Source organism: Methanoregula sp., from assembly GCF_049518935.1.
Taxonomy (GTDB): Archaea; Halobacteriota; Methanomicrobia; order Methanomicrobiales; family Methanospirillaceae; genus Methanoregula.
Window position 1 is genome coordinate 18,503 of record NZ_JBEKRH010000019.1, and the last position, 20,511, is coordinate 39,013.

Annotated in this window: 23 protein-coding genes; 10 read left to right on the plus strand and 13 right to left on the minus strand. The window is 49.8% G+C overall.

Annotation, left to right across the window (positions count from 1 at the left end; all coding sequences use genetic code 11):
- Window position 1 precedes the first annotated feature (1 nt).
- The 8 genes from arlJ to ABSE13_RS10570 form a co-directional block, all read right to left on the minus strand.
- Window positions 2-1,648, minus strand: coding sequence for an archaellar assembly protein ArlJ/FlaJ (gene arlJ / locus ABSE13_RS10535; RefSeq protein WP_424028475.1), 1,647 nt, complete (start codon window positions 1,646-1,648; stop codon window positions 2-4).
- A 1-nt stretch (window position 1,649) separates the two neighbouring features.
- Window positions 1,650-3,518 carry an archaellum flagellar ATPase motor FlaI gene (gene flaI, locus ABSE13_RS10540; protein WP_424028476.1) on the minus strand — a complete coding sequence of 623 codons (1,869 nt, stop codon included), beginning with the start codon at window positions 3,516-3,518 and terminating at the stop codon, window positions 1,650-1,652.
- 1 nt (window position 3,519) lies between these two features.
- On the minus strand, window positions 3,520-4,251 hold the full coding sequence (gene arlH, locus ABSE13_RS10545) for an archaellum protein ArlH (RefSeq protein WP_424028477.1): 732 nt from the start codon (window positions 4,249-4,251) through the stop codon (window positions 3,520-3,522).
- Between the two features lie 20 nt (window positions 4,252-4,271).
- The gene (locus ABSE13_RS10550; protein ID WP_424028478.1) at window positions 4,272-4,751 is read right to left on the minus strand and encodes a flagellar protein FlaF; all 480 of its coding nucleotides are present in this window, start codon (window positions 4,749-4,751) and stop codon (window positions 4,272-4,274) included.
- Window positions 4,752-4,756: 5 nt separating this feature from the next.
- A complete protein-coding gene (locus ABSE13_RS10555; protein WP_424028479.1) occupies window positions 4,757-5,278 on the minus strand; it encodes a flagellin in 522 nt (173 codons plus the stop codon).
- A 3-nt stretch (window positions 5,279-5,281) separates the two neighbouring features.
- On the minus strand, window positions 5,282-6,205 hold the full coding sequence (locus ABSE13_RS10560) for a hypothetical protein (protein ID WP_424028480.1): 924 nt from the start codon (window positions 6,203-6,205) through the stop codon (window positions 5,282-5,284).
- Between the two features lie 370 nt (window positions 6,206-6,575).
- Complete coding sequence (locus tag ABSE13_RS10565; protein WP_424028481.1) at window positions 6,576-7,187, minus strand: flagellin; 612 nt, start codon at window positions 7,185-7,187, stop codon at window positions 6,576-6,578.
- Between the two features lie 14 nt (window positions 7,188-7,201).
- Window positions 7,202-7,780 carry a flagellin gene (locus ABSE13_RS10570; RefSeq protein ID WP_424028482.1) on the minus strand — a complete coding sequence of 193 codons (579 nt, stop codon included), beginning with the start codon at window positions 7,778-7,780 and terminating at the stop codon, window positions 7,202-7,204.
- A 281-nt stretch (window positions 7,781-8,061) separates the two neighbouring features.
- On the opposite strand from ABSE13_RS10570, the gene ABSE13_RS10575 reads away from it, so the two are divergent.
- Window positions 8,062-8,904: a hypothetical protein gene (locus ABSE13_RS10575; protein WP_424028483.1), complete on the plus strand. Its 843-nt coding sequence runs from the start codon at window positions 8,062-8,064 to the stop codon at window positions 8,902-8,904.
- A gap of 137 nt (window positions 8,905-9,041) precedes the next feature.
- On the opposite strand, the gene ABSE13_RS10580 is transcribed toward ABSE13_RS10575, so the two are convergent.
- Window positions 9,042-9,419 carry a translation initiation factor IF-5A gene (locus ABSE13_RS10580; RefSeq protein WP_424028484.1) on the minus strand — a complete coding sequence of 126 codons (378 nt, stop codon included), beginning with the start codon at window positions 9,417-9,419 and terminating at the stop codon, window positions 9,042-9,044.
- 99 nt (window positions 9,420-9,518) lie between these two features.
- Here ABSE13_RS10580 and ABSE13_RS10585 point away from each other — a divergent pair, with 99 nt between their 5' ends.
- The 7 genes from ABSE13_RS10585 to ABSE13_RS10615 all read left to right on the plus strand — a co-directional run bounded on the left by ABSE13_RS10585 (window position 9,519) and on the right by ABSE13_RS10615 (window position 14,886).
- On the plus strand, window positions 9,519-10,301 hold the full coding sequence (locus ABSE13_RS10585; RefSeq protein WP_424028485.1) for a bifunctional fructose-bisphosphatase/inositol-phosphate phosphatase: 783 nt from the start codon (window positions 9,519-9,521) through the stop codon (window positions 10,299-10,301).
- Between the two features lie 5 nt (window positions 10,302-10,306).
- Entirely contained in the window at window positions 10,307-11,119 is an 813-nt protein-coding gene (locus ABSE13_RS10590) for an NAD(+)/NADH kinase (RefSeq protein WP_424028486.1), read from the plus strand.
- Window positions 11,120-11,302: 183 nt separating this feature from the next.
- Complete coding sequence (locus ABSE13_RS10595; protein ID WP_424028496.1) at window positions 11,303-11,794, plus strand: amino acid-binding protein; 492 nt, start codon at window positions 11,303-11,305, stop codon at window positions 11,792-11,794.
- A complete protein-coding gene (locus ABSE13_RS10600; RefSeq protein ID WP_424028487.1) occupies window positions 11,791-12,777 on the plus strand; it encodes a homoserine dehydrogenase in 987 nt (328 codons plus the stop codon). Before ABSE13_RS10595 ends, ABSE13_RS10600 begins: the two co-directional genes overlap by 4 nt.
- Entirely contained in the window at window positions 12,761-13,870 is a 1,110-nt protein-coding gene (locus ABSE13_RS10605; RefSeq protein WP_424028488.1) for a sugar-specific transcriptional regulator TrmB, read from the plus strand. The genes ABSE13_RS10600 and ABSE13_RS10605 overlap by 17 nt, the downstream gene beginning before the upstream one ends.
- A 321-nt stretch (window positions 13,871-14,191) precedes the next feature.
- Entirely contained in the window at window positions 14,192-14,377 is a 186-nt protein-coding gene (locus ABSE13_RS10610) for an antitoxin family protein (protein ID WP_424028489.1), read from the plus strand.
- On the plus strand, window positions 14,374-14,886 hold the full coding sequence (locus ABSE13_RS10615) for a type II toxin-antitoxin system VapC family toxin (RefSeq protein WP_424028490.1): 513 nt from the start codon (window positions 14,374-14,376) through the stop codon (window positions 14,884-14,886). Before ABSE13_RS10610 ends, ABSE13_RS10615 begins: the two co-directional genes overlap by 4 nt.
- A 12-nt stretch (window positions 14,887-14,898) precedes the next feature.
- Here ABSE13_RS10615 and ABSE13_RS10620 read toward each other — a convergent pair whose 3' ends face one another.
- On the minus strand, window positions 14,899-15,708 hold the full coding sequence (locus ABSE13_RS10620; RefSeq protein WP_424028491.1) for a type 1 glutamine amidotransferase: 810 nt from the start codon (window positions 15,706-15,708) through the stop codon (window positions 14,899-14,901).
- Window positions 15,709-15,909: 201 nt separating this feature from the next.
- Between ABSE13_RS10620 and ABSE13_RS10625 the strand changes: the two genes are divergently transcribed.
- Window positions 15,910-16,578 carry a C39 family peptidase gene (locus tag ABSE13_RS10625; RefSeq protein ID WP_424028497.1) on the plus strand — a complete coding sequence of 223 codons (669 nt, stop codon included), beginning with the start codon at window positions 15,910-15,912 and terminating at the stop codon, window positions 16,576-16,578.
- 609 nt (window positions 16,579-17,187) lie between these two features.
- Here the strand turns inward: ABSE13_RS10625 and ABSE13_RS10630 are convergent.
- The 3 genes from ABSE13_RS10630 to ABSE13_RS10640 form a co-directional block, all read right to left on the minus strand.
- Window positions 17,188-17,622: a hypothetical protein gene (locus tag ABSE13_RS10630; RefSeq protein WP_424028492.1), complete on the minus strand. Its 435-nt coding sequence runs from the start codon at window positions 17,620-17,622 to the stop codon at window positions 17,188-17,190.
- Window positions 17,619-18,800, minus strand: coding sequence for a hypothetical protein (locus tag ABSE13_RS10635; RefSeq protein WP_424028493.1), 1,182 nt, complete (start codon window positions 18,798-18,800; stop codon window positions 17,619-17,621). The genes ABSE13_RS10630 and ABSE13_RS10635 overlap by 4 nt, the downstream gene beginning before the upstream one ends.
- Before the next feature lie 243 nt (window positions 18,801-19,043).
- Window positions 19,044-19,553: a response regulator gene (locus ABSE13_RS10640; RefSeq protein ID WP_424028494.1), complete on the minus strand. Its 510-nt coding sequence runs from the start codon at window positions 19,551-19,553 to the stop codon at window positions 19,044-19,046.
- Window positions 19,554-20,119: 566 nt separating this feature from the next.
- Here ABSE13_RS10640 and ABSE13_RS10645 point away from each other — a divergent pair.
- On the plus strand, window positions 20,120-20,511 hold a 392-nt coding region (locus ABSE13_RS10645), incomplete at its 3' end, for a type IV pilin domain-containing protein (RefSeq protein WP_424028495.1).

The following is a 20,511-nucleotide window of genomic DNA, read 5'->3' on the forward strand; positions in this document are numbered from 1 at the left end:
TTCAGCTTCCCCCGCTTGCAGATACTGCCGACGCTCCCGATGCTGCCATCTGCTGCAATCCTTCCGGGCTGAAGAACATATTCACCCCTATGGGTGCGATAAGGAGCACAAGTCCCGTCAGTGTACAGAATAATGCCGTATAGAAATAAAACATATACCTGTCCCCACCTCCTACGATCCGTGCGGCAAAAATGTTGGAAATGGTAATTATTGTCAGGATAACTACGACAAAAAAGCCCATCGGCTGTTCAGGGAAATTTGAGAACATGTTGAGGCCGCCAAGGGCGCTGCCAGCTGAAACTCCGCCCCCGCTCATCCCTCCTGATGCTGCCGAAGTATTCTGGAACTGTGTCATCATTGCCGAAACGGAACCCGTCAGGACTACCATAATGCGGTACAGGCAGACAAAAATTCCAGCCATCGCTGTATGCATCGGTACGAGCAGCACGATGAAACTTTTCGCATGCATATCCTTCTTCTCCCGCAACAGGGTCTGTTCGAGCATGGATGAACCCACAACCGTTCCGATGGGTTCCGGCGGACCGCCCAGCATGACCGTATCAAGGTAAATGTTGAGGTATTTGTAGATGAGATTGCTGCCGGATTCCCCGATGAACTTGTCCCAGACCTGCTTGTCATCCAGCCCAAGGTTCATCTTGGAATAGACCGAGTTGACCAGCGGTTCGAGTGCCAGCAGCGATTTTTTATCGATAATTCCAAGGGCATACACAGCCGTAGTGCTCTGCCCTCCCATCACCGCACCAAAACTCCTGATAAATGTGGAAAAATCATTGTCCCGCAATGTGATGTTGGAATCATCGATAAACCCGATGATGCCCAGAGGTGCCATGAGGACCCCGATCAGGATATAGATCATCCCGGCACTGACCCCGAGAAGGGCGAGCACGACCACGGCCGCGATGGTTAATGGGACGATAACCCGTTCCATTGCATGGATTGTCTGTTGTTCCTTGGAAGAATGATCCGTGAGGCCATGGGATTTGGGATCGTCCGGCACCGATTGGTACATCAGGACATTCCCCGAAAGACAGATGAGAAGAATGATGCCGTATGCAATGTTGAGGGTGGAGGATGTGCCACTGGGAGAATAGATGGCTATGGAGATCATAAGGGTGACGGCGATGACCGTACCTGACAGGAGCATCGCAATATAGGCATCTCCCCATTTTTTTAAGAGCTCGAGGCCCTGTTCGATCTGGCTCCGGTACACACTGCGTACGGTTGCCAGTTCGTTTTTTAAGAAGTCGTCATCCGGTACCCCGGATTCAATCGCATTCGCGTACCGGTTCAGCATACTCTGGAGATTGGTGTTGTTGGTCCGCTCAGCCACGATACTGAGAGCTTCTGAGTAACTGTAACCCCACTTTTTGACATACGTATCGACCTTGGCGATGTATTTTGCTGATATGTATTCCTTACGGTTTGCAGCATAAGAAAAAATTTCCGGACGGGAGGCGCTGGCAATCGCAAGGGATGCCATGTAGGTATTCATGAAGAGCAGGTCAGCGCCCATGGTCTTGTTTTCCGTGACCTGTGACAGTTTTTCCCTGATACTCTCTATCAGGGAGGCAAACGGGATTTGCCTCTTTTCCGTTGCTTCGGCTGGATCGGGGGCGGGATCAGCCATATCATGCACCGATTGTCAGGAGCCCCTGTTTCTTGATCTTTGTCATCATGTGGAACAGATCCCAGAACTTGGTATACCCGGCCTTGTGGAGCCTTTCCAGGATCTTTGCCCGTTTTTCCACTTCAAGATAAATTTCTGCTTTACGGCTGTCGGGAATTCCCAGCATGGTGGCAATCTTGTTTTCAAGTAAGAACGAGCTGCCCTTTCCTGTCCAGATGAACGTGTCCGATACCGGCTCCCAGGTAAACATCTGCACGAACGTGAACCCCTGTGTCTCTGCATTATAGCCAACCAGTTCGTTGCAGCTGATCATCCGTCGGACGAGCTGGCCGTCCGGGCGTTTTACTGCACTCTGGATGACGACAAGGTTGAGGTTATCCACATAGGTCTTGGGGATATTGATGGGGTCCCCGCAGAGACGCTGGATCAGTTTTTCGACAGACGCCGCGTGGAACGTGCTCATTACCGGGTGTCCCGTCTGCATGGCACCAAAAGCCACGGCTCCTTCAACCCCACGGATCTCACCGACAAGGATCTGGTTGGGGCGCTGACGAAGTGCCGCTTTCAGGAGATCGAACATCGATACTTCACCGGCAGCTCCCCCACCCTCTCCTTTACCCTTGGCCAGGGCAACTTCGCGGATCCAGTTGCGGTGAGGAACGTTCAGTTCTGGCGTATCTTCAATCGTGACGATCTTGTTCTCCGGCGGGATGAACGTCGTGATAGCGTTCAGGAGCGTGGTCTTCCCGCTTGCGGTCTCACCGGAAACGAAGAGCGACATCCCGTACTCTACACAGACCCAGAGATATGCAGCCGACATGTAGTCAAGCCCGTTGCTCTCGATGATATTGAGAATGCTTAAGGGGACTTCGTTCACTTTACGGATCGTGAAGTTGCTCCCGTGCCGGGAGATGGCGGTTCCGTAGACGATATTGATACGTGATCCGTCGAGGAGCGTTGCATCGATGACCGGGTTCCGGTAGGTGATCGGGCGTTTGATCCGCTCTGCCATCTTGACAACGAACTCATCCAGCTCACTGGATACCTTGAATTCAATAACGGATTTCAGACCCTTGAAGATCTTGTGTTCAATAAAGATCGGGCCGACCCCATCACAGGAAATATCTTCGATGTACGGGTCTGAGAGGAATGGCTTGAGGACCCCCATGTCGATCTTGTCACGGATCAGCAGGTATTCAATTGCGCGGTATTCCTCATTGGTGAGGATCACTTTTCCGTCCGGTGTAAGGGGGACCTGGTGCTTCTTTTTGACATTTTTCATCTTGTCTTTGGCCGTAAAGTCCGTGTTGAGAAAATTCGTTATCCTGGATTTGAGATCCTGCTGGCCAGGGCCTCCGCCGGTGAACTGGGCAATATCAACATTCTTCGGGAGTATGACCGCGACATTCGCGAGCATCTTCTTGATCACTTCAGCCCGTTCTTTGTCGCTGATGGGATCTTCTTCGAGTCCGTCGATAAGATCGATCAGTTTCGTTTCAATGACCGGCAGCATCTGGTTGACGCTGTGAAGGAAAGACGGTTCGATGGGGATGTAGAAGTTCCTCACATCGTCAGGATCGGGGAGGATGTGTACGAACGTGGTGTCATTTACGGGGTAAATGATGTTGGGGCTTTTCATTGTACGGAGATCTTTCTTCAGCTCCGACAGGAAGAGCGGGATCCCGTACGTATTGACGGGGAACACATGGAGGTACTCAAGGAGATGCGGGCTGGCCTTGACATAATCCTTGGCATTGGCCGGGAGCATCTTGTAAAGCGGACTGGATTCAATATCGTTGTAAAAATCGATAGTACTATCTACCTTTTCCGGCTTGAACGGGAGATTGACTGCAACGGATAATGTGCCCATATCAGACCTTCGCAAAACTCATCGGGATGACTTTCATGCCATATCCCGGATGGACTTCGAAACTTACAAGGTTTCCGGTAGTCTTTCGTGCACCCCGGACCTTGATGACTTCCATAACCATCACGTACTTATCGCCGACAAGGGCTTTTTTCATATTGAGGTGGGCATCGCAGATGGACCGGATCCGGACAAGCGTATCTTCCTCAAAGGCATAGGTATGGAGGGTGACAAGGATGGTTTTCCCGTGATCGATGAGGGACTTGCAGTTGGTGAAGAAGGTGAGGATGGAATCGGTCTCGGCATACTCGGTAAACAGGGTCAGTGAATCGATAATGATCACCTGCGACTTGCTCTGCTGGATGTGGGTGATGAGGTGGGCCAGGATATTCACCATCTCCTCTTTTTTCCATTCGAACCCGACAACGTGGAGGGGGAAGATCTTGAGATATCCCCAGGCAAAATAGTCAGAAATATCAAGGCTCATCGATTCCATCTGCTTTATAAAACTTTTACTGGTGCTTTCTGTGGTAAAAAGATCTACGGACAGGCCCTGGTGCATGGCCCCCCATATGATCTGCTGGGTGAGTACGCTCTTACCGGTATCGTTCTCCCCCTCAATAAGGGTTAAGGATTCCATCGGGAGGCCATCGGCAATTTTTTTATCAAGTTCGGTATTGCCGGTAGAGATGATCCGCCGGTCATCGCCTCCCATCAAATCAGACATCGTTGCCATATACTCATTCCCCCCAATTCTTACAGCTGGGATATAGCTGATACGCCGTTGCTCGTGGTCACCTGTACGGTACTTGGTGTGACCCCCACAGGAAGATTTACCTGGATCCACATTTTTACCCCGGGATCCAGCTCTTTTGCATGGATTTTGTCGTTTTCAAATCGCACAATCTGCCACGTATTGGGGTCTCCTGAATTCGTGCTGTAGGTATAGTGTTCGTAACCGTTTGTGGCATCAAAAGAAAAAACATCCATATGGGGCAAATCCGTGACGATCTCATCTCCGGTATTCGTGATACTGATATTCAGGTTGTTGTTGTCTATCTCCTTGTCCGTCACGGAAATACTGGTTCTCAACCGTGCCTCGTGAAGGAGCGTGATATCTTTCTGGGCCGTTACCACGGTTTCGGCAGTCGAGAGAGTTCCCCCCACAAGCAGGTAAGCAACCGTCACAAGGAGAAGCACTCCTATCGCCGCACCAATGAGCTCTGCTACAGCCATAACTATCAGCTCACCGTGAATTCCATGGATCTCAGGATCCCGTCAGGCAGGATGAACTGGAAGTACACCGTGTCACCGGAAGTGGGTGGAATCTTGCTGCTGTATGCCGTAATTTTAATGGTCTCGCCGGGGTCCCAGTACTGGTTATTATTGGTATCATACGAAGGTCCGAAATCTGCCATCCACGTACCTTCAGTCCCGGAAACACCGTAAGTAAGCCGATCGAAATCGTCCACCCCGCCGGCAAAGACATCACTGCGGTTGACAAGATCTGAAAATGCTATCCGGGTAGTGCCGATATTTTTCATCCACACGTCCGCTTCGTTGGGTGAACCCCCCGAACCGGCTTTTGCATACATGGTAATGATCTTGAAATCCGTGCGGAGACGCTGGTCCGATTCATGAGTGGCAGACTGGAATGTGCCTGCCATAGTGTATACTACCGGAAAAACCGCATTGATCAGGACTCCTGCCGCTATGACAGCCGTGATCAGGAACATTGCGGTAGTGAATGTCTCGGCAGACATCTATCAGATCCTGTCCGGGAGGTTCATCCATTCTTCATCTTTGTCTTTATTCTGAGACGAACTTTTCTTCTCGCCAAGCGAGACCTGGGAAAGATCGATGCGTTCACCGGATTTTCTCCCGGGAACGACGGGCTCCTGCTGGCGCTGTTCCATCATGACCTCGATCATATCCCGGTCAAGGGAGGTATCGTTTGGCGTCAGTATCCGGTTGAGTGCATAGATTTCGGATACGAACTCATCGGGACCCACCTCGTGCTCTTCGCCAAGGTTTGCCGGCATCAGGCGGGATATCTCCCGGATTTCATCAGCGGATTCTTTGGATATGTACCCCATGACCCGGTAGGATTCAAGCATGATCTCAAGCCGGTCGTGGCCGAATTTCCTGACTGACTGGTGGGTCCATTTGAAGAGTTTGTACACCTTCTGGAGCCGGAGTTTTTCATTCAACTGGGGCTGGACCGGGGGTGTTGGCTTATGGGGGGCCGCAACCTGGGATTTCAGCAGCGCAAGCATCTGCTCTTCAAGGATTTTTTTATCTTCATTTACCGGGGAAACAACCGGTTCAGGTTGTTTTCTTGGGGGTTCATTATTGGACTCTGTATCCCTTTTTGCTTTTGTCGCATCCATCTGCGATTCCCTGGCGTCAAGCGCAGCTTCACGTGCTTCCAGCGCGGATTTCTGGGCCTCCTTGACATCTGCATCCATGCCGGGGGCAATACCCGAGGCTTGAGCTCCACTGCTGCCGGGAAGTGTCAGGGTGAACGGGTTTTCCAGTTCATTCATACGTTCCCGGATGTCCATGAGAAGACGCTTGATGGAGGTTTTTATGAGGTCAACCTCCCGCTCAAGGTTCTGGAGCTTTACTTCCGGATCATCTTCGGAGGCAGCAGTGATGATGTGGTCAACCTGTGCCTGATTTACCGCCATAGAGTATCTACTCGTTATATTACATTTTTAATTAATAAACATTCTTATCGTAAAACTGGCAGGGAATGCGATATGATGTAATTTATAAGAAAATCCCGGGTTTTTCCCCAAGAGTTCCCGCGGTTTCCCCGGGCAGGGTATATATGAATTAATCCGTTTCTTTTGCCGGGGGTGTGTGAATGTGCAATCTGAAAAAAGAATCAGTAAAAGATCCGTGTTTTTCACGGTCCGGGAATTGTTCGTTTATGGGATCTGTTCTCACGTTTGCGATGTCCGTGGGACTGTTTCTTATTAGTAAATAATGTAACAGCCTGACTTGTTTTAAAAACTCTGGATTAACTGAAAGGGATCCTTAAAAAAAAGAAAAAGATTAGTAGAGTGGCTGCACTGCTGTAAGGCCACCAGGGATAGTCCTTGTTATGGGAAGAACTGCTCCAACCGCGGGCTGGAAATTAATTGTCATTTGTGTATTTGGTGTTGCGGTTGCAGGCATTCCAACCATGATGATCATTTGTGAATTGTCATCAAGCATGGCTTCCCCGGTCTGGTTGTTGATCTTCTGTGCAATGCACCAGCTTTGGGAACCGGCGGTTCCTGCCAGTGAATTTGGACAAGTGGCTCCGTTTTGATATACGCCCTCATAGGTCAAATTGGGATTGTGACCCCCGGCGTTATCGTTGTAAGATACTACCATCGAAGACAGGTCGATTGGAGTACCACCGGCAGTAAGGGCAATGGTTACGTTAACATATTTAAGGTAATTATTTGTACCACTCTGGATTCCGTATACATTCCCGACAAGTTCCATACTTGAGCTTGCCTGACTCACGCCCGTGTGGACTGTAGCCTGGGCAGTCTGGGATGTGAAGAATCCTGCGCCGAGCACAACGTACGAGAATACTGCCGCCACGACAACGAATGCGATAAGGACAATGGCGGCTTCAAGTCCGGTAAAGGCATCTTCTGAATACAGGTTTTTCATTTCTTCCACCCTCCTTAATATACCTCATACCATGTATTGGTTGACAATCCTGCCGGGATGGTTCTTGCGATCGGTAATGCTGCACCAATCGGCGGCTTCACTTCAAGAATAAACTTTGTATTTATTCCCAGGTCTGATGACGTGAATCCGCTTGGGACAACGGTAACGAGAACCATCTCGCGGGGTTGCAACAATCCGCCATTGGTACTGTGGGTACCCGCGACGTTTTCCTTGACCCAGCTGAGCGATGTAGCGTTATTATCGTAGGTTGCGACCTTTGTAGGGGTTGAGAGCGTGTACGTAACTTTACTCATGTCCACTCCGGTACCGCCCGCTGCAAGCTGGAGGTAGAAGGTGATATTGTCAATAGTGGACCCATCCGGGGAATGTACACTAATCGGGCCACTTGGTTCCACTGCTGAAGTCGTTTGCGCTACACCGGTGTGAACTGTCTCCTGGGCCTTCTGGGTTGTAAAGAACCCGGCGCCAAGCACCACATAAGAGAACACTGCCGCAACGACAACGAATGCGATCAGCACAATCGCTGCCTCAAGGCCAGTGAATCCTTCGTCATTTGATTTAATCGAATGCATAAATTCACCTTGGTAAGATAGTGGACACTGGCGTATACCAACGTCCCTGTGTGATAAAATGTTATTATTGTATTTATATGTTCCCCGCACGTTTGAAAGGGATATTTTGGATTATGGGATTTTTTTGCGCAATTACCGTTCAGTTTCCGAATTTCTCCCAAACACTCCACATCCCTGCTCCGTCGAAATTTTACGTGATTCCCTTCATAAACCTTCCTTTTTGATTCTCGTATTTTGCCGTAATATTTATGTAGGGAAAATCAACAGATATCTTGATCTTCATGGATAAACAGGACATGATGTACTTGGCGGCAGCGCTGGTTCTTGTACTCATTATTGCCCTTGTAATAAAACCCATGATTACCGGACACCCGGTAAATACGGGTATTGCTGTTGCCACGACAACACCCCTGCCCGTTGTTGTGACTCAGCAGTATACTATCAGCCCGGAACCTCATATTGTATCAACCACAACCACCCTCATTCCTACGCCAAAACCCACACCGGTCCAGACATGGAACCCGAACGTGACCCAGACCGTTGCTTTTGTGAATCCTTCAACGTACGGGGTTTCATTTAACCAGTCAATGCCCGGGGGAACCAGGATTGAAAGTATTCCCTATGATACCAACATGAGTACTTTTGCTACTATTGCATCGAACAATGGCAGCAGCGGTACTACTGGTATCATGTATATACCGTTTCCCTACTGGGAACTCTGGTATACCGTAGATCCCGCCGGCCCTGTTGGCGGCAAGGGGCAATCGCTCAGTTCCTCGACCGTTACGGGACCAACCCTGGGCACCATGAAAGGGAGTGGAAGTTCCCAGACGGTCATCCAGGGATCGTTTTCCGTAACGAATCCCCAGTTCACCATCAACGTGATGGATGGGAACGATCCCAACCGGATTGTCAGGACCATCACGCCCCCGGGCGGTCTGGATTCCTCGCTCTGGGTAACAACAACTGATACCAACGGGAATCTCCTTTCCACGGATCCAAGACCCTGGGTAGAGAAATTTTTCGAAGGCCAGAGAAATTATTATTTTATCATTACTACCCATTCTCTCAATTCATATTCAATTAAGATCCGGGTCCCGACACGTTATATCGGGCAATACTGATTGTGCTTTGATTTTTACGGACAATGGCGTACAACCGTCCCGAAAGCAGTGTAATCCGGGTACCTGCCTGATAAAATTCAGATGAGGTATAAAGCGGTATTAAAAAAGAGAAATTGATTTCGTATTGGATAAACTATTCAATCGAATTTCTTCTTGCCCATCGATTCGATGTACGTGTACTCTTTCCCGATTTCGATGGCACCCCGTTTGTCTTCGGGGATCGGAATCTCGAAGTTGGTGAAATCTTTCATATCCATCAGTTGTGCAGTGGTGCCTGCTATGGAAAGGACCTGGCCGCTTTTACGCTCCACCACGGGCACATATGTCTTGGCAGATACCGGCTGGACGATCGATCTCTTGACGCCGTCAAAAATGCCCACGGCATCGATACGCGCCTTGGCCGCGCCATGTTTTCCCGGTTTGGACGTGGCGATACCGACTACTTTACAGGGCTCTTCCTCAATGACGATATACCGTCCTTCCTTGATCTTTCCGATTTCAGTCTGCTCTTTCATTTCATTCACACCTAATTGTCATACTTGGTAAACGCGTTAGTAATTTATTTCTGTTGCATTACATAAATACAACGTTAAGAAAATGGAAGTCCGTTTGTTATGAATAAGGATTTTTTCTCTGCATGCGATGCCATGGCCAAATCCGTGGAAGAGAGTATCCGGGATCTTGTAGGGACTCCTGAAGGGGGAAAAACCGTTAAAATGGGCGCGGACTTAACGCCGACAAAACTGATAGACCAGGTTGCTGAGGACTGTGTTATCAGCTATCTCCGGGACAACCCCCTGTGTTCCCTGCTTATCAGTGAAGAAGCCGGGAAAGTCGAGTTCGACGGTGGGAACGGAACAATATTCCTTGATCCGGTTGACGGGACGTTCAATGCAATAGCGGGCATCCCGTTTTTCGCCCTCTCCGTTGCATATGCTGAGGAGGGCGTTGTCAGGAAGGCATATGTACGCAATCTTTCGAGCGGGGAGACATTCACCGCGGAGAAAGGACACTATGCGCGGTGCAACGGGAAATCCATACGGGTATCTGATCTGGCCAACCTGGATGAATGCGCCATGAGTGTCTACAGCAGGAAATTCGATCCCGGGCGTGTCCTGCTGCTCGGCCAGAAAATCCGGCGGTGGCGCCTTTTCGGTGCGTCCGCACTCGAACTCTGCTATGTGGGCAACGGGCGCATCGATGGATTTATTGATCTCAGGGAGACTCTGCGGGTAACCGATGCAGCCGCCGGTATGCTTGTCTGTAGTGAAGCCGGTGGGAAAGTTACCGATTTGAACGGGAAAGCGATACGATTCCCGAATGAAGTGACGGTCGGGCGGTGTCTTGTTGCAACAAACGGGATCCTGCACCATAAAGTGATCGAGTACCTGAGGTGAACCTGGTGAAGATTGCAATTGTTTCGCGGATAGATAATCCGGATGCGCTGGCGTTTGCCAAAAAGATCAGGTCCTATCTGGAAAAAAGCGGGTGTGACACCCTGTTTGACCAGGACACGGCCCATGCCCTTGGACTCGTTGGTATCCCGCTGGAAAAAATGCATGCAGATGCGGTAATTATCGTGGGCGGGGATGGTACTATCCTGAGAACCGTACGGGAACTGCACCATCAGATCCCCGTTCTCGGTATAAACTGGGGGGAGGTGGGATTCCTTGCGGACCTGGAACCCGCAGAAGCCCTTGATTTTATCAGCACCCTGCCGGACGGTTTCTCTGTAGAAGAACGGATGCGGATCTCCCTCTTTAAGGATGGCAAACGTCTCGGGGTGGCATTGAACGAGGCCCTGATCGTGACTACCCGTCCTGCAAAAATGCTCCATTTCTCCATCTCGGTAGATGGATGTATTGCCGATCATTTCCGTGCCGATGGACTGTTGATCAGTACTCCCACGGGATCCACCGCGTACGCCATGAGTGCCGGAGGACCGATCGTTGATCCCCGGATCCACGGTTTCCTTCTGGTTCCTCTCGCGCCGTATATGCTGTCATCCCGTCCCCACCTGATCAGCCATAACCGGAGTCTTGAGGTCTGCCTGGAGAGTGCAAAGTCTGCAAACCTGGTAATTGACGGACAACAGACGATCGAACTCGGGGTATCCAGTGTAATCCAGGTTGTCCGGTCTGAGTACCCGGCCCTGTTTGTTGATGTCAAACGCAATTTCTTTGAAAAAGTGGATAAAAAACTCAGGAATTTGTAGGGTTTTTTAGCTGTTCACCCTCTCCCACCCCAATACGGGCTGCACCAAAGTCACCCGCGTGCGGAGAATTCCGCACCCCGTTGACCTCTCTTTTTTTATCGTTCACCATGTCCGGATAACCAAAATAAAGACTTATCTTGCAGGGCGTTCTACTACTTGTCAGGTGGTTTTGTGCAGGTCTCCATGAAACTCGAGATGAAAGATTCCCCCGGCCAGCTGGTGGCAGCTCTCAAGCCTATCTCTGATGTAGGGGGCAATATCATCGCGGTCATCCACCAGCGGGATCCCGATCTCAGGAAAGGGATCCTGAATGTCCAGATCGTTCTTGAGCTGCCGGATGGCCAGCGGGAGAGACTTGTGGAGCTCCTGCAGGAACAGGGTGTGCATATCCAGCGCATCGGGGAGGAGCGCCTGTTGTATAAACGAACGGTTATCCTGATCGGTCATCTCATGCACACCGATCTCTCGGACACCGTGGACCAGATCGACTCTACCGGTTTTGCCGAAGTCAGCGAACTTTCCATGAGCATGCCTGCGGTGAACCAGCGCTCCTCCTCCCGTATCACCATCAAAGCCGTGAGCAAGGTGGATATGGAATCAGCGCTCTCCATTCTCCGCCGGGTATCCGCCCAGAAATCCCTTCTCCTGATCGAACCGCTGGAGGAGATTGCATGAAGGTCGCGATCATCGGCCTCGGATCGGTCGGGAAAGGCGTTGCCGGGATGCTTGCAAAGAAAGATCTCGGGATCCAGGTTACCGGCGTCGCGGATTCCCGGAGCGGGGTCATCAGCCCGGCCGGGATTAATATCGGGGAGATGCTCGCGCACAAACAAAAGAGCGGGTTGTGCGGAAGTACCGGTATCACCGCTGAGGATGTGGTAAAAAAAGCAGATTACGATATTCTCATTGAGGTTTCCCCGACCAATGCCCTCTCCGGGGAACCTGCGACCGGTTATATCCGGGCTGCACTCGGCCGGAAAAAACATGTCGTCACCTCCAATAAGGGGCCGATTGCCCTTGCGTTCCACGATCTCCGGGAGCTGGCCCGGAAAAACGGGGTTGCACTCCGGTACGAAGCAACCGTTGCCGGTGCCATACCGATCATGCACACGCTTGAACATGGTCTTGCGGGAAACGAGATTATCGCCCTGTATGGTGTACTGAACGGCACCTGCAATTTTATCCTGACCCGGATGGCGGATGAGGGGCTGACCTATGAGCAGGCCCTGATGGAAGCCCGGGAGATGGGCTATGCCGAAGCGGATCCCACGTATGATGTGCAGGGTATCGATGCGGCGATCAAACTGGTGATCCTTGCCAACACGATCTGGGACAATGGGGTCAGACTCAGTGATGTCGATCGCACGGGAATCGATCTCCTTACAGCAGATGCGCTCAGGCTTGCCGAAGAAGAGGGGTGCACGATCCGCCTGATTGCAGAAGCGATGCCCCGGAAAAAACTTCTCCGGGTCTCGCCGCGGATCCTCTCCAAGACCCATCCTCTTGTGGTTGAAGGGACGCTGAATGCCCTGACTCTTGAGACGGACATGGCAAAGGAAATTACCCTTATCGGGCGGGGTGCGGGCTCCATTGAAACGGCAAGCGCCATCATCGGCGATCTGCTTTATATCCGGGATCAGTATGTCCAGCGTACTTGAACACCGGCGCGATTACCTGCGCCTGATGCGGCAGTTCACCCTGGACAATGGTTTTTTTACCGTCACCGATATCCAGAAATCTGCCGGTATTCCACGGAGTACAGCACAGGACTGGGTAAGCCGCCTTCTCCGGGAGGGATGCGTGCTCATCCGCGACGAAAAACGCGGGAGGAATGCTGCACGGTACGCGGCGATCAGTGCCATGCCCTCCAGTACCTGCAGACGTATTTTTACTGCCGTGGATGGCGAAAATGTTGCCATATATCATGAATGCGTGAGCGGGGCCTGTGCTGCCTTCTGCGGGTACCATCATTCCCTTGCCGGGGGAGTGCTGACGCGGGTGAGCCGTGACGGGACGCTCCTGCGCGAATCAGCAGCGGTCGGCAGGAAGGAAATCAATGTGGGTCTTCCTCCGCTCCCGGCAGTCGGGATCTTTGGTATTGAACGTGATGGGGATACCATTACCCAGCACATCCGCTGCATTGGCGGTCCTGCCTATTCGCTGTCGGATATGATGTCCCGGGCTGAAGGTGTGATTCATGTTGAATCAGCTTCCCGGAACCATATTGTTGAAGGGAAAATCCGGACCCATGCCCTTATGCAGGTGACGATTGGCATCGATGATACGGATACAAAGGAGGGGGGAGCAACCTTTGCCCTTGCCCTTGCCCTGCTTAACCATATCAGCCGTATCAAGGGGGTGATCCCGATCAGTCACCAGGTGGTTATGCTGAACCCGTCTGTTTATACCAAGACTGCCGGGAACTCTGCCAGTTATATCGAAGTGGCTGTTCTCCCGGCCCGGTACGGCAGCCTTGTTGAGAAAGTGCGGAGGTTCGTTGCGGATGAATCCCTGTCGGACGACTGGGGAATCGCCATCAGGACCGGCCTGCATGTGCCGGAAGGCCTGCGGGAGTACGGGAAGCAGGTTCGCGCCAGTGTTGTGGCCCGGACGGTGGCCGAAGCGACCGCCGAACGGTTCGGGATCTCGTTGTACGGGGGCAACGGGATCATCGGGGCGCTCGGGGCGGTTGCGCTTACGAACCTTCCCAACGAGGTTCTGCTCGATCCATCACGTGATCTGGGGGAGTAATTTTTTTATGTTCCGGAATTTAGCAAAAAATCCATTTTGTAACCTTGCGCGGTCTCATTTTTTTTCTTGAGAACATCATGGCTTTTTGCTGGTACGCAAGTCATGGTTATTGGTCTTCAAGTGAAGTTGGTCGCTGGCGGGAGGTTATGGTGTATTGGCAGCACACGGGGCATACACCGGTACCTGGGGGTACGGGAGGTGACAGGCAGGAGGATGTCTATTATTGAGTTATTTTTATGCCGAATGGTTTGATGACAAAAAACCGCCATAAAAACTTTATCTTTCCCAGACATAATATAATAACAATTATCGTGATTATCCATGCCGATACTTTCTGAAGCCCGCTATGAAAATAAAATGCTCAAGCCGGAACGGGAACTCCCCCTCCGTGAGGGCGAGTCGGTTATAATTGAGATAAAACGACCGGTAACTGATCAGATGTACGGCATTCTCTCAACGGATAAAAAAACCGCTGATACTATACTTGAAATGGAAGGATTGGATTGAATCTATCCAAGATACCTTCCGGAACCCGGGTTTTTATTGATTCAAATATCCTCCTTTATGTTTTTTTCAGCCACCCGGAATACGGGAAATCCTGTTATGACTTCATGAAAAAAATTGAAGATGGAGATATTTTTGGATTTGTGGATGAATTTGTGTTGAATGAGGTACTGCATAAATTAATGATCACTGCGATTGTAAACCGTTTTCATTGCGCACCTCATGAAGCCATTGCGATAGTGAAACACTCCCCTTCGATACTTGCCGATCTTCCCCATTTGTGGGAAGCGTCTGATCTTCTTCAACGGATTGATGTCACCTGTATTCCAGGTCCGCTGTTTCCCAAATCCCTTGCGATTTCCCGTGAATGGAACCTTTTTGCTACCGATGCGGTTCACGTTGCAGCAATGAAAAAAGAACAGATCTCATGTATTGCAACGAACGACGCAGATTTTTCCCGCATATCTTTCTTACAGCTCTTTCGGCCGGTTCCAACTGATGCACCTGCTTAAAGCATTCTCTTTTTATCCGCTTGTAAAATCTTCCGCAACCAGCCGGCAGAGCCGGTTGCTATCAGCAAGATATCGGGGCGTGTCGCGGATGATCTTTTCTTTCTGGCTGGCCCGGAGATTTTTTGACCAGTCTTTTATGATATCCTCAGTCAGCTCGAGATGGAACTGCAGTCCCAGTGCATTCCGGCAGGAAAAGGCCTGGTTGCGGACTTTGGTCCCGGATGCAAGCAGCCGGCCCCCATAGGGAATTTCGAATGTTTCGCCATGGAGCTGGAACACGTGGAACTGTTCCGGGAACCGGGAGAAGATTCCGCTGGCATCGTTCACACGATTGAGCCCGGACCATCCGGTTTCATTCACGTACCGGTATACTTTGGCTCCGTGTGCTGATGCGATCAGCTGGGCCCCAAGGCAGATGCCAAGGACTTTCTGACCATTTTTTACCGATCTGCGGATGAGTTCTTTCTCTTGTCGGAGCCACGGGAATTCGTGTTCATCATTGACACTCATGGGTCCGCCAAGAAAAATGAGGTGGGTAGTACCGGGCAATCGTGGTACTTCATTCGTTTCGTATAACCGGATATATTCAAACGGGATCTCCTTCTGCCGGAAGATCGTTTCAAGAATACCTCCGGGTTCGTTTGGTACATGCTGGAAGATAGAGATCTTTTGATTCATATCCGGTGTTTTTATCGTGAGATATTTAAACAGTTGTTGTTTCGCGGCGACACCGACATGACCGCCGTTGGTATCGGCAAAACACATGGCCCGGGGGAGTGAGGCATTGGCTTCGTCGTACCATGTGTCTTCGGAAACGGTCATCTGAGAAGTGATCTGGTAGGCCAAGTATTAGTTCTGGCGTTAAGTGAAAAAAAATTTCATTTATCACTTCGTTTTTCCGATTTTCTTCCCGAATTTCCGTTAACTTATCAGAATCATAATTGAGTAAGTCTATAAAGTGTAACCGGACATGTTTAGATAATCCGGGTGTTAGAAGTGCACAGGAACTTTCCCGTTTGTCTCATGAGCTGCCTGTTCGTTACGTGTTTACTCGTAAGTACCGGCTGCGTTCAAACCCCATCTGCCGGTAAAAACCCCGGGGAAAATGCAGGTCAGCTATCCCAATCTCCTCTCGGCATCCTAGTGCAGGTCCCTGATGTCCGGCAGAGTCAGTCATATTCCTGCGGGGCAGCATCCCTGCAGGCTGTTCTTAATTACTGGGGAATTGACGAGCGGGAGGGCATGCTTATACAGGAGCTAAACTCAACTGAAGAAGCTGGCACACCGCCGGAATCCCTCGTCCGCGTGGCCCGGGCTCATGGCCTGCAGGCAGATATGCTGTCGAACCTCACACTTGCCGATCTCGAACAATTCAATGCCAATGGGACTCCCGTGATCGTAGCCTGCCAGGCATGGCGAACTCCGGAAGAAGAAAATCAGTCATGGGACAATCTCTGGGATGACGGGCACTACATGGTCGTGATCGGGTTTGATAAGGATAACGTCTATTTCGAGGATCCTTCCCTGCTAGGTTCACGGGGGTTTATACCGCGCCAGGAGTTCCTCTCCCGTTGGCATGATTATGAAGGAACATCCCTCTCCGGACCAAACTCGACAGTGTTTTCCCACCTGGGTATTATTATCCGTGGCAGTGCGCCTGCAGCATATCCGACGTTTACATACGTGGATTAGCCTTACAGGGAAACCGGATCAATCCCATACAGATAAAAAGCGTCCGGGAACCTGCCCAGCTGTTGTTCATGAATCGCTGATAAGTACACGGGGGGAACGGCTGTGCTGAAACTCCGGTTGAACCTTCTTTGACATTATGCCGTCCTTCCGTTAATACCAATTAACAAACCGTGCAAAACTTGCTGAATGAACTTGTTGAGGATAGACTTGTATTAATTATACGAAATTAGAGTGTAAATTATTTATTTCCGTTCAGACTGCCATAGAGATTGCAATATAGATTTCTCTATGACCAATATTTCAGTCCATCAAAATTTTTCCGACGTCTATTTGCATCGGACAGTCTTCTCAAGTTGGGCTAAAGATAGCGAAAACCAATTCCTTCGATAGGTCAATTTCCCCGATTTGGTCTTTCCGTTAATTGTAATTAAACGAAAAAAATGCAATCCTATCCATCCCGATTTCAATTCCTGATGACGATGATTGAGTGGGTCTATCGGTTGGCCAAGCGGTGGGAACAGGTATGGTAGTTGCCTTACATCAGTATAATTCACGGACCCGCGCCGTCGGTATCGTCATTTCGCGCCGAAAAAGAATTGTAAGTTCAGTTCAGGTAAAGAGCATCAGATGGGTAATATCGTCTTTCAGGTCGCCGGAGCAGTACTCTATCCCACCGACAAGTGAAGTGACCAGCCGGGGGTCAAAGTTTCCTTTCGTGTACAAGCAGGTCATATTCTTCCCTTCCAGCATCGTCTTCATCTCCTGCATCTCGCTCTGGTTTAACCGCACCAGCGTCTTTGTGAAGATACAGTTGTCGGACGAGGTATACTGGAACGTCCCGACCGCGTCGGTGATGGTAACGGTCGTGTCCGTGCAGTTATTGGCTGCCGCGATGAATGCAGACTGATCCTGGGCAATGGCATTCTGTGACGCCGGATTCGCCGGACTATTCGAAACGCATCCGGCAAAGAGCGTCAAAAGAACGAGCCCGGTAAGGAGCGCGGAGAACATTCGCCCGGTATTTTTCAGTCTCTTGTCCTTCATGGCGGGCTCACTCCGGTAGCCTTATAAACCAGATTGCCATCCTTTGCAGCTGTATTCGGACTGACATATATCTCGAAATTCCAAAGGTTACTCAAAAGGGATGGTTCGGTCGATGTCTGCGGTAAACTGGTGCCATAGACGTTCTGGCTGGCACTGGGGAGGTTATTCCCGATCGTTGCGACGAAATTACTGTTACCCGGGCCCGGGTAATCGTTGAGGTTGTTTCCTTCAGCAAAATCGTTCTTGATTGCGTCCGCCTCATTTCCGGCAACGTTGTTGTTCAGTGCGGTCTTCGCATAACCAATACCAACCGCGAGTTGACCTTCGCTCTTTTTCAGTTGTGCCATGTCCCAGTTTGCCTGGAAATTATTTGGATCTTTTACGAGGACCATCTGATACCCGTTTTCGATCTCAGGTCCCATGGTCGCGATCTTGTTCTTGTCCAAAACAAGCAATGCCCGGTCCTGGGTAATAGCCGGAGGTTCGTCCAGGTACTTCCCCGTCAGGCGATAATTCAGGTTGCTTGATGCGGTGAATGCATCGATATCGTGCTGAAGTCTGTCCCGCTCGTCGCAGAGGGGCAGGTAGTTGACGAGCTCGGCATGGGGACCGGCGAGCATTGAAGCATAATAATCAACCTGGGTCGGAGTAACCCCCGGAGTGACCTCATTTGACGCATATTCAGTCGGGGTTGGAGAAATCACAGAGGTAACCTCGCCTGATCCCGGGCATCCCTGGCTGTTTGCCCCGCTGAATGAAGTTGTGCCGGTGCACGCGCCAGCTGTATCCGGGCCGGTGTAATCCCAGCTGTATTTTCCGGTAAATGCAGAACAATCCGTGGTAAAGAAAATATCATATGCCGATAATGTTGACGATCCCGGCGGATCATCGACGACCCTGCCCGGTATGTGCAATATGTTTCCGGAAATAAATGTTCCCGCAGCAGGTCCATGGCCGATATCGCCCATGATGGCATTCGTGAGATTATGCTGGATTGAAACAGAAGACTGGGTTGTGGTAACGCCACCCTGACAACCGGACTGGTCTTCCGTGATCGTTACCTGCCACTGGCTTACCCCGCTATAGGTATTCCAGCTCCATGGCGGGGGAGAGGTTTGAGCGGCAACGGGGACCAGGAGGAACAGGATTATAATAAATCCCAGGACATACTTGGACATATACATCTGTTGAGGAAACTCCTTTCTATATATGTATTCCCCCTGAGGATGCTGTTGCATTACCGGGACTTAATGAAAATGATAGCGCTGTGACCCGTCACTATTGACTATGTAACCTTCCCGACAACGCAACAGAACCGCTGCTTCGGTTTGTAAGTCGTTTCCCTCTTTTTTTAATAACACACAATCGATTGTAAAAAAGGTAAAAATTATTTTATAACATTTTTATCCATTCTAAATCTTCTAAAGTATTATCTGGGGAGGTTCCTTAATTTCAATGAGGGGTAATTCCTTGCTTAAGTCGTGAAGAGGAACCGAATTCCACCCCAGCCAGTAGCCTCCGATATCCTGCATCAGCTGGGTAAACTTCTTGAAGTCGAGGGGTTTGACCACATAACTGTTCGCATGATACCCATACGATCTGACGATATCTTTTTCCGCATCGGAACTTGTAAGGACAACGACGGGGATTTCCATAAGATGGGGTGTTTCCTTAATGGTTTTAAGAACTTCAAGTCCATCCACCTTTGGGAGACGTAGATCTAAAAGGATCAGGTTAGGACGAGGGCTTGTTTCCATTTCTTTAAACACGTTACGGTGAAACAGGAAGTCCAGCGCTTTCTCCCCGTCATTGGCATGGTAGATGATATTTGCCACTCTGTGATCTTTCATGCTTCTCAACACAAGTTCTGCATGGGCATCGTTATCTTCAATTAAAAGAATAACAAGAGGTTCGCCCACAAGTTTTACCATAGATGATTCTTTTCTACCTTGCTAATATTATAGATATTGGTGCTTGAAAGTCGGCAAAAAAGTTATTTTTAAATTTTTCTTTCACAGATAATTATGTGAGAATTTTTTTGCTGAATTCTCCGAACAAAATTTTATAGAATTTTTTTTGAAACGTTCCGTAAATTCCAGTCACATCCGTCCCCATCTCATTTTCATCTGTTTTTCCCGCCGGAAACTCCCCCTATATATTGTACTTTAATTTTCCGGGTTTTTAATAAATTTTGTGCAGAGTTGCCAAAGGACATATTATGCGTACCAGAACGCGGCATGAAGTACAACATAAGAGAAATGTGAAATTCCGGATTAAGTGAAGCATGAGTTACAGTAAATCCGGAAATTTTTTAAAACCTCCTCTCGTCGTGCGGCAGTTTGGCCTGATTCTATTACAAACTCATATCACAATGTAGTATTCACTCCATTTCCAGAGCGGGTTTGGGAGTCTGGCTTATCCGGCCAATGCATTTCAGATACAAATCTCTATATACAAGCATAGTAAATAGACTCATTATACATTGTCATGTCCAGCAATGGGCATTTTAAAGGTGTTTGAAATTATGGCGTTTACCAAAAAGAATGATGAGGCGGTATCACCGGTTATTGGTGTGATCTTAATGGTCGCAATCACGGTGATCCTCGCGGCAGTTATCGCCGCATTCGTGTTCGGCATGGCAGGAAATATTACCAAAACCAAGGTCGTTGCAGTAACTGCATCAAAGACTGATGCACAAGATATTACTGTCATGAATCAAGGTGGTCAGGACCAGTCAGCATTAACTGCTCTCAACGTAACCACACCCGGTGTTGCTCTCGCTGCAGCTGGTTGTACAGGTTCGGTAACTGTCGGTCAAACTGGAACTACTTATTGTGGGACTACAGCCGCCGTAACTAATCCTCCAGTTGGATCCACTATTAAAGTGAC

Bases quoted from the DNA above. Each gene is read 5' to 3' on its own strand.
- arlH (WP_424028477.1), bottom strand. From the start codon at position 4,251: ATGGCAACGATGTCTGATTTGATGGGAGGCGATGACCGGCGGATCATC.
- ABSE13_RS10570 (WP_424028482.1), bottom strand. From the start codon at position 7,780: ATGCATTCGATTAAATCAAATGACGAAGGATTCACTGGCCTTGAGGCA.
- ABSE13_RS10550 (WP_424028478.1), bottom strand. From the start codon at position 4,751: ATGGCTGTAGCAGAGCTCATTGGTGCGGCGATAGGAGTGCTTCTCCTT.
- ABSE13_RS10580 (WP_424028484.1), bottom strand. From the start codon at position 9,419: ATGAAAGAGCAGACTGAAATCGGAAAGATCAAGGAAGGACGGTATATC.
- ABSE13_RS10610 (WP_424028489.1), top strand. From the start codon at position 14,192: ATGCCGATACTTTCTGAAGCCCGCTATGAAAATAAAATGCTCAAGCCG.
- ABSE13_RS10640 (WP_424028494.1), bottom strand. From the start codon at position 19,553: ATGGTAAAACTTGTGGGCGAACCTCTTGTTATTCTTTTAATTGAAGAT.
- ABSE13_RS10575 (WP_424028483.1), top strand. From the start codon at position 8,062: ATGGATAAACAGGACATGATGTACTTGGCGGCAGCGCTGGTTCTTGTA.
- ABSE13_RS10595 (WP_424028496.1), top strand. From the start codon at position 11,303: ATGAAACTCGAGATGAAAGATTCCCCCGGCCAGCTGGTGGCAGCTCTC.
- ABSE13_RS10560 (WP_424028480.1), bottom strand. From the start codon at position 6,205: ATGGCGGTAAATCAGGCACAGGTTGACCACATCATCACTGCTGCCTCC.
- flaI (WP_424028476.1), bottom strand. From the start codon at position 3,518: ATGGGCACATTATCCGTTGCAGTCAATCTCCCGTTCAAGCCGGAAAAG.
- ABSE13_RS10565 (WP_424028481.1), bottom strand. From the start codon at position 7,187: ATGAAAAACCTGTATTCAGAAGATGCCTTTACCGGACTTGAAGCCGCC.
- ABSE13_RS10585 (WP_424028485.1), top strand. From the start codon at position 9,519: ATGAATAAGGATTTTTTCTCTGCATGCGATGCCATGGCCAAATCCGTG.
- ABSE13_RS10605 (WP_424028488.1), top strand. From the start codon at position 12,761: ATGTCCAGCGTACTTGAACACCGGCGCGATTACCTGCGCCTGATGCGG.
- ABSE13_RS10635 (WP_424028493.1), bottom strand. From the start codon at position 18,800: ATGTCCAAGTATGTCCTGGGATTTATTATAATCCTGTTCCTCCTGGTC.
- ABSE13_RS10630 (WP_424028492.1), bottom strand. From the start codon at position 17,622: ATGAAGGACAAGAGACTGAAAAATACCGGGCGAATGTTCTCCGCGCTC.
- ABSE13_RS10625 (WP_424028497.1), top strand. From the start codon at position 15,910: ATGAGCTGCCTGTTCGTTACGTGTTTACTCGTAAGTACCGGCTGCGTT.
- ABSE13_RS10620 (WP_424028491.1), bottom strand. From the start codon at position 15,708: ATGACCGTTTCCGAAGACACATGGTACGACGAAGCCAATGCCTCACTC.
- ABSE13_RS10600 (WP_424028487.1), top strand. From the start codon at position 11,791: ATGAAGGTCGCGATCATCGGCCTCGGATCGGTCGGGAAAGGCGTTGCC.
- ABSE13_RS10555 (WP_424028479.1), bottom strand. From the start codon at position 5,278: ATGTCTGCCGAGACATTCACTACCGCAATGTTCCTGATCACGGCTGTC.
- arlJ (WP_424028475.1), bottom strand. From the start codon at position 1,648: ATGGCTGATCCCGCCCCCGATCCAGCCGAAGCAACGGAAAAGAGGCAA.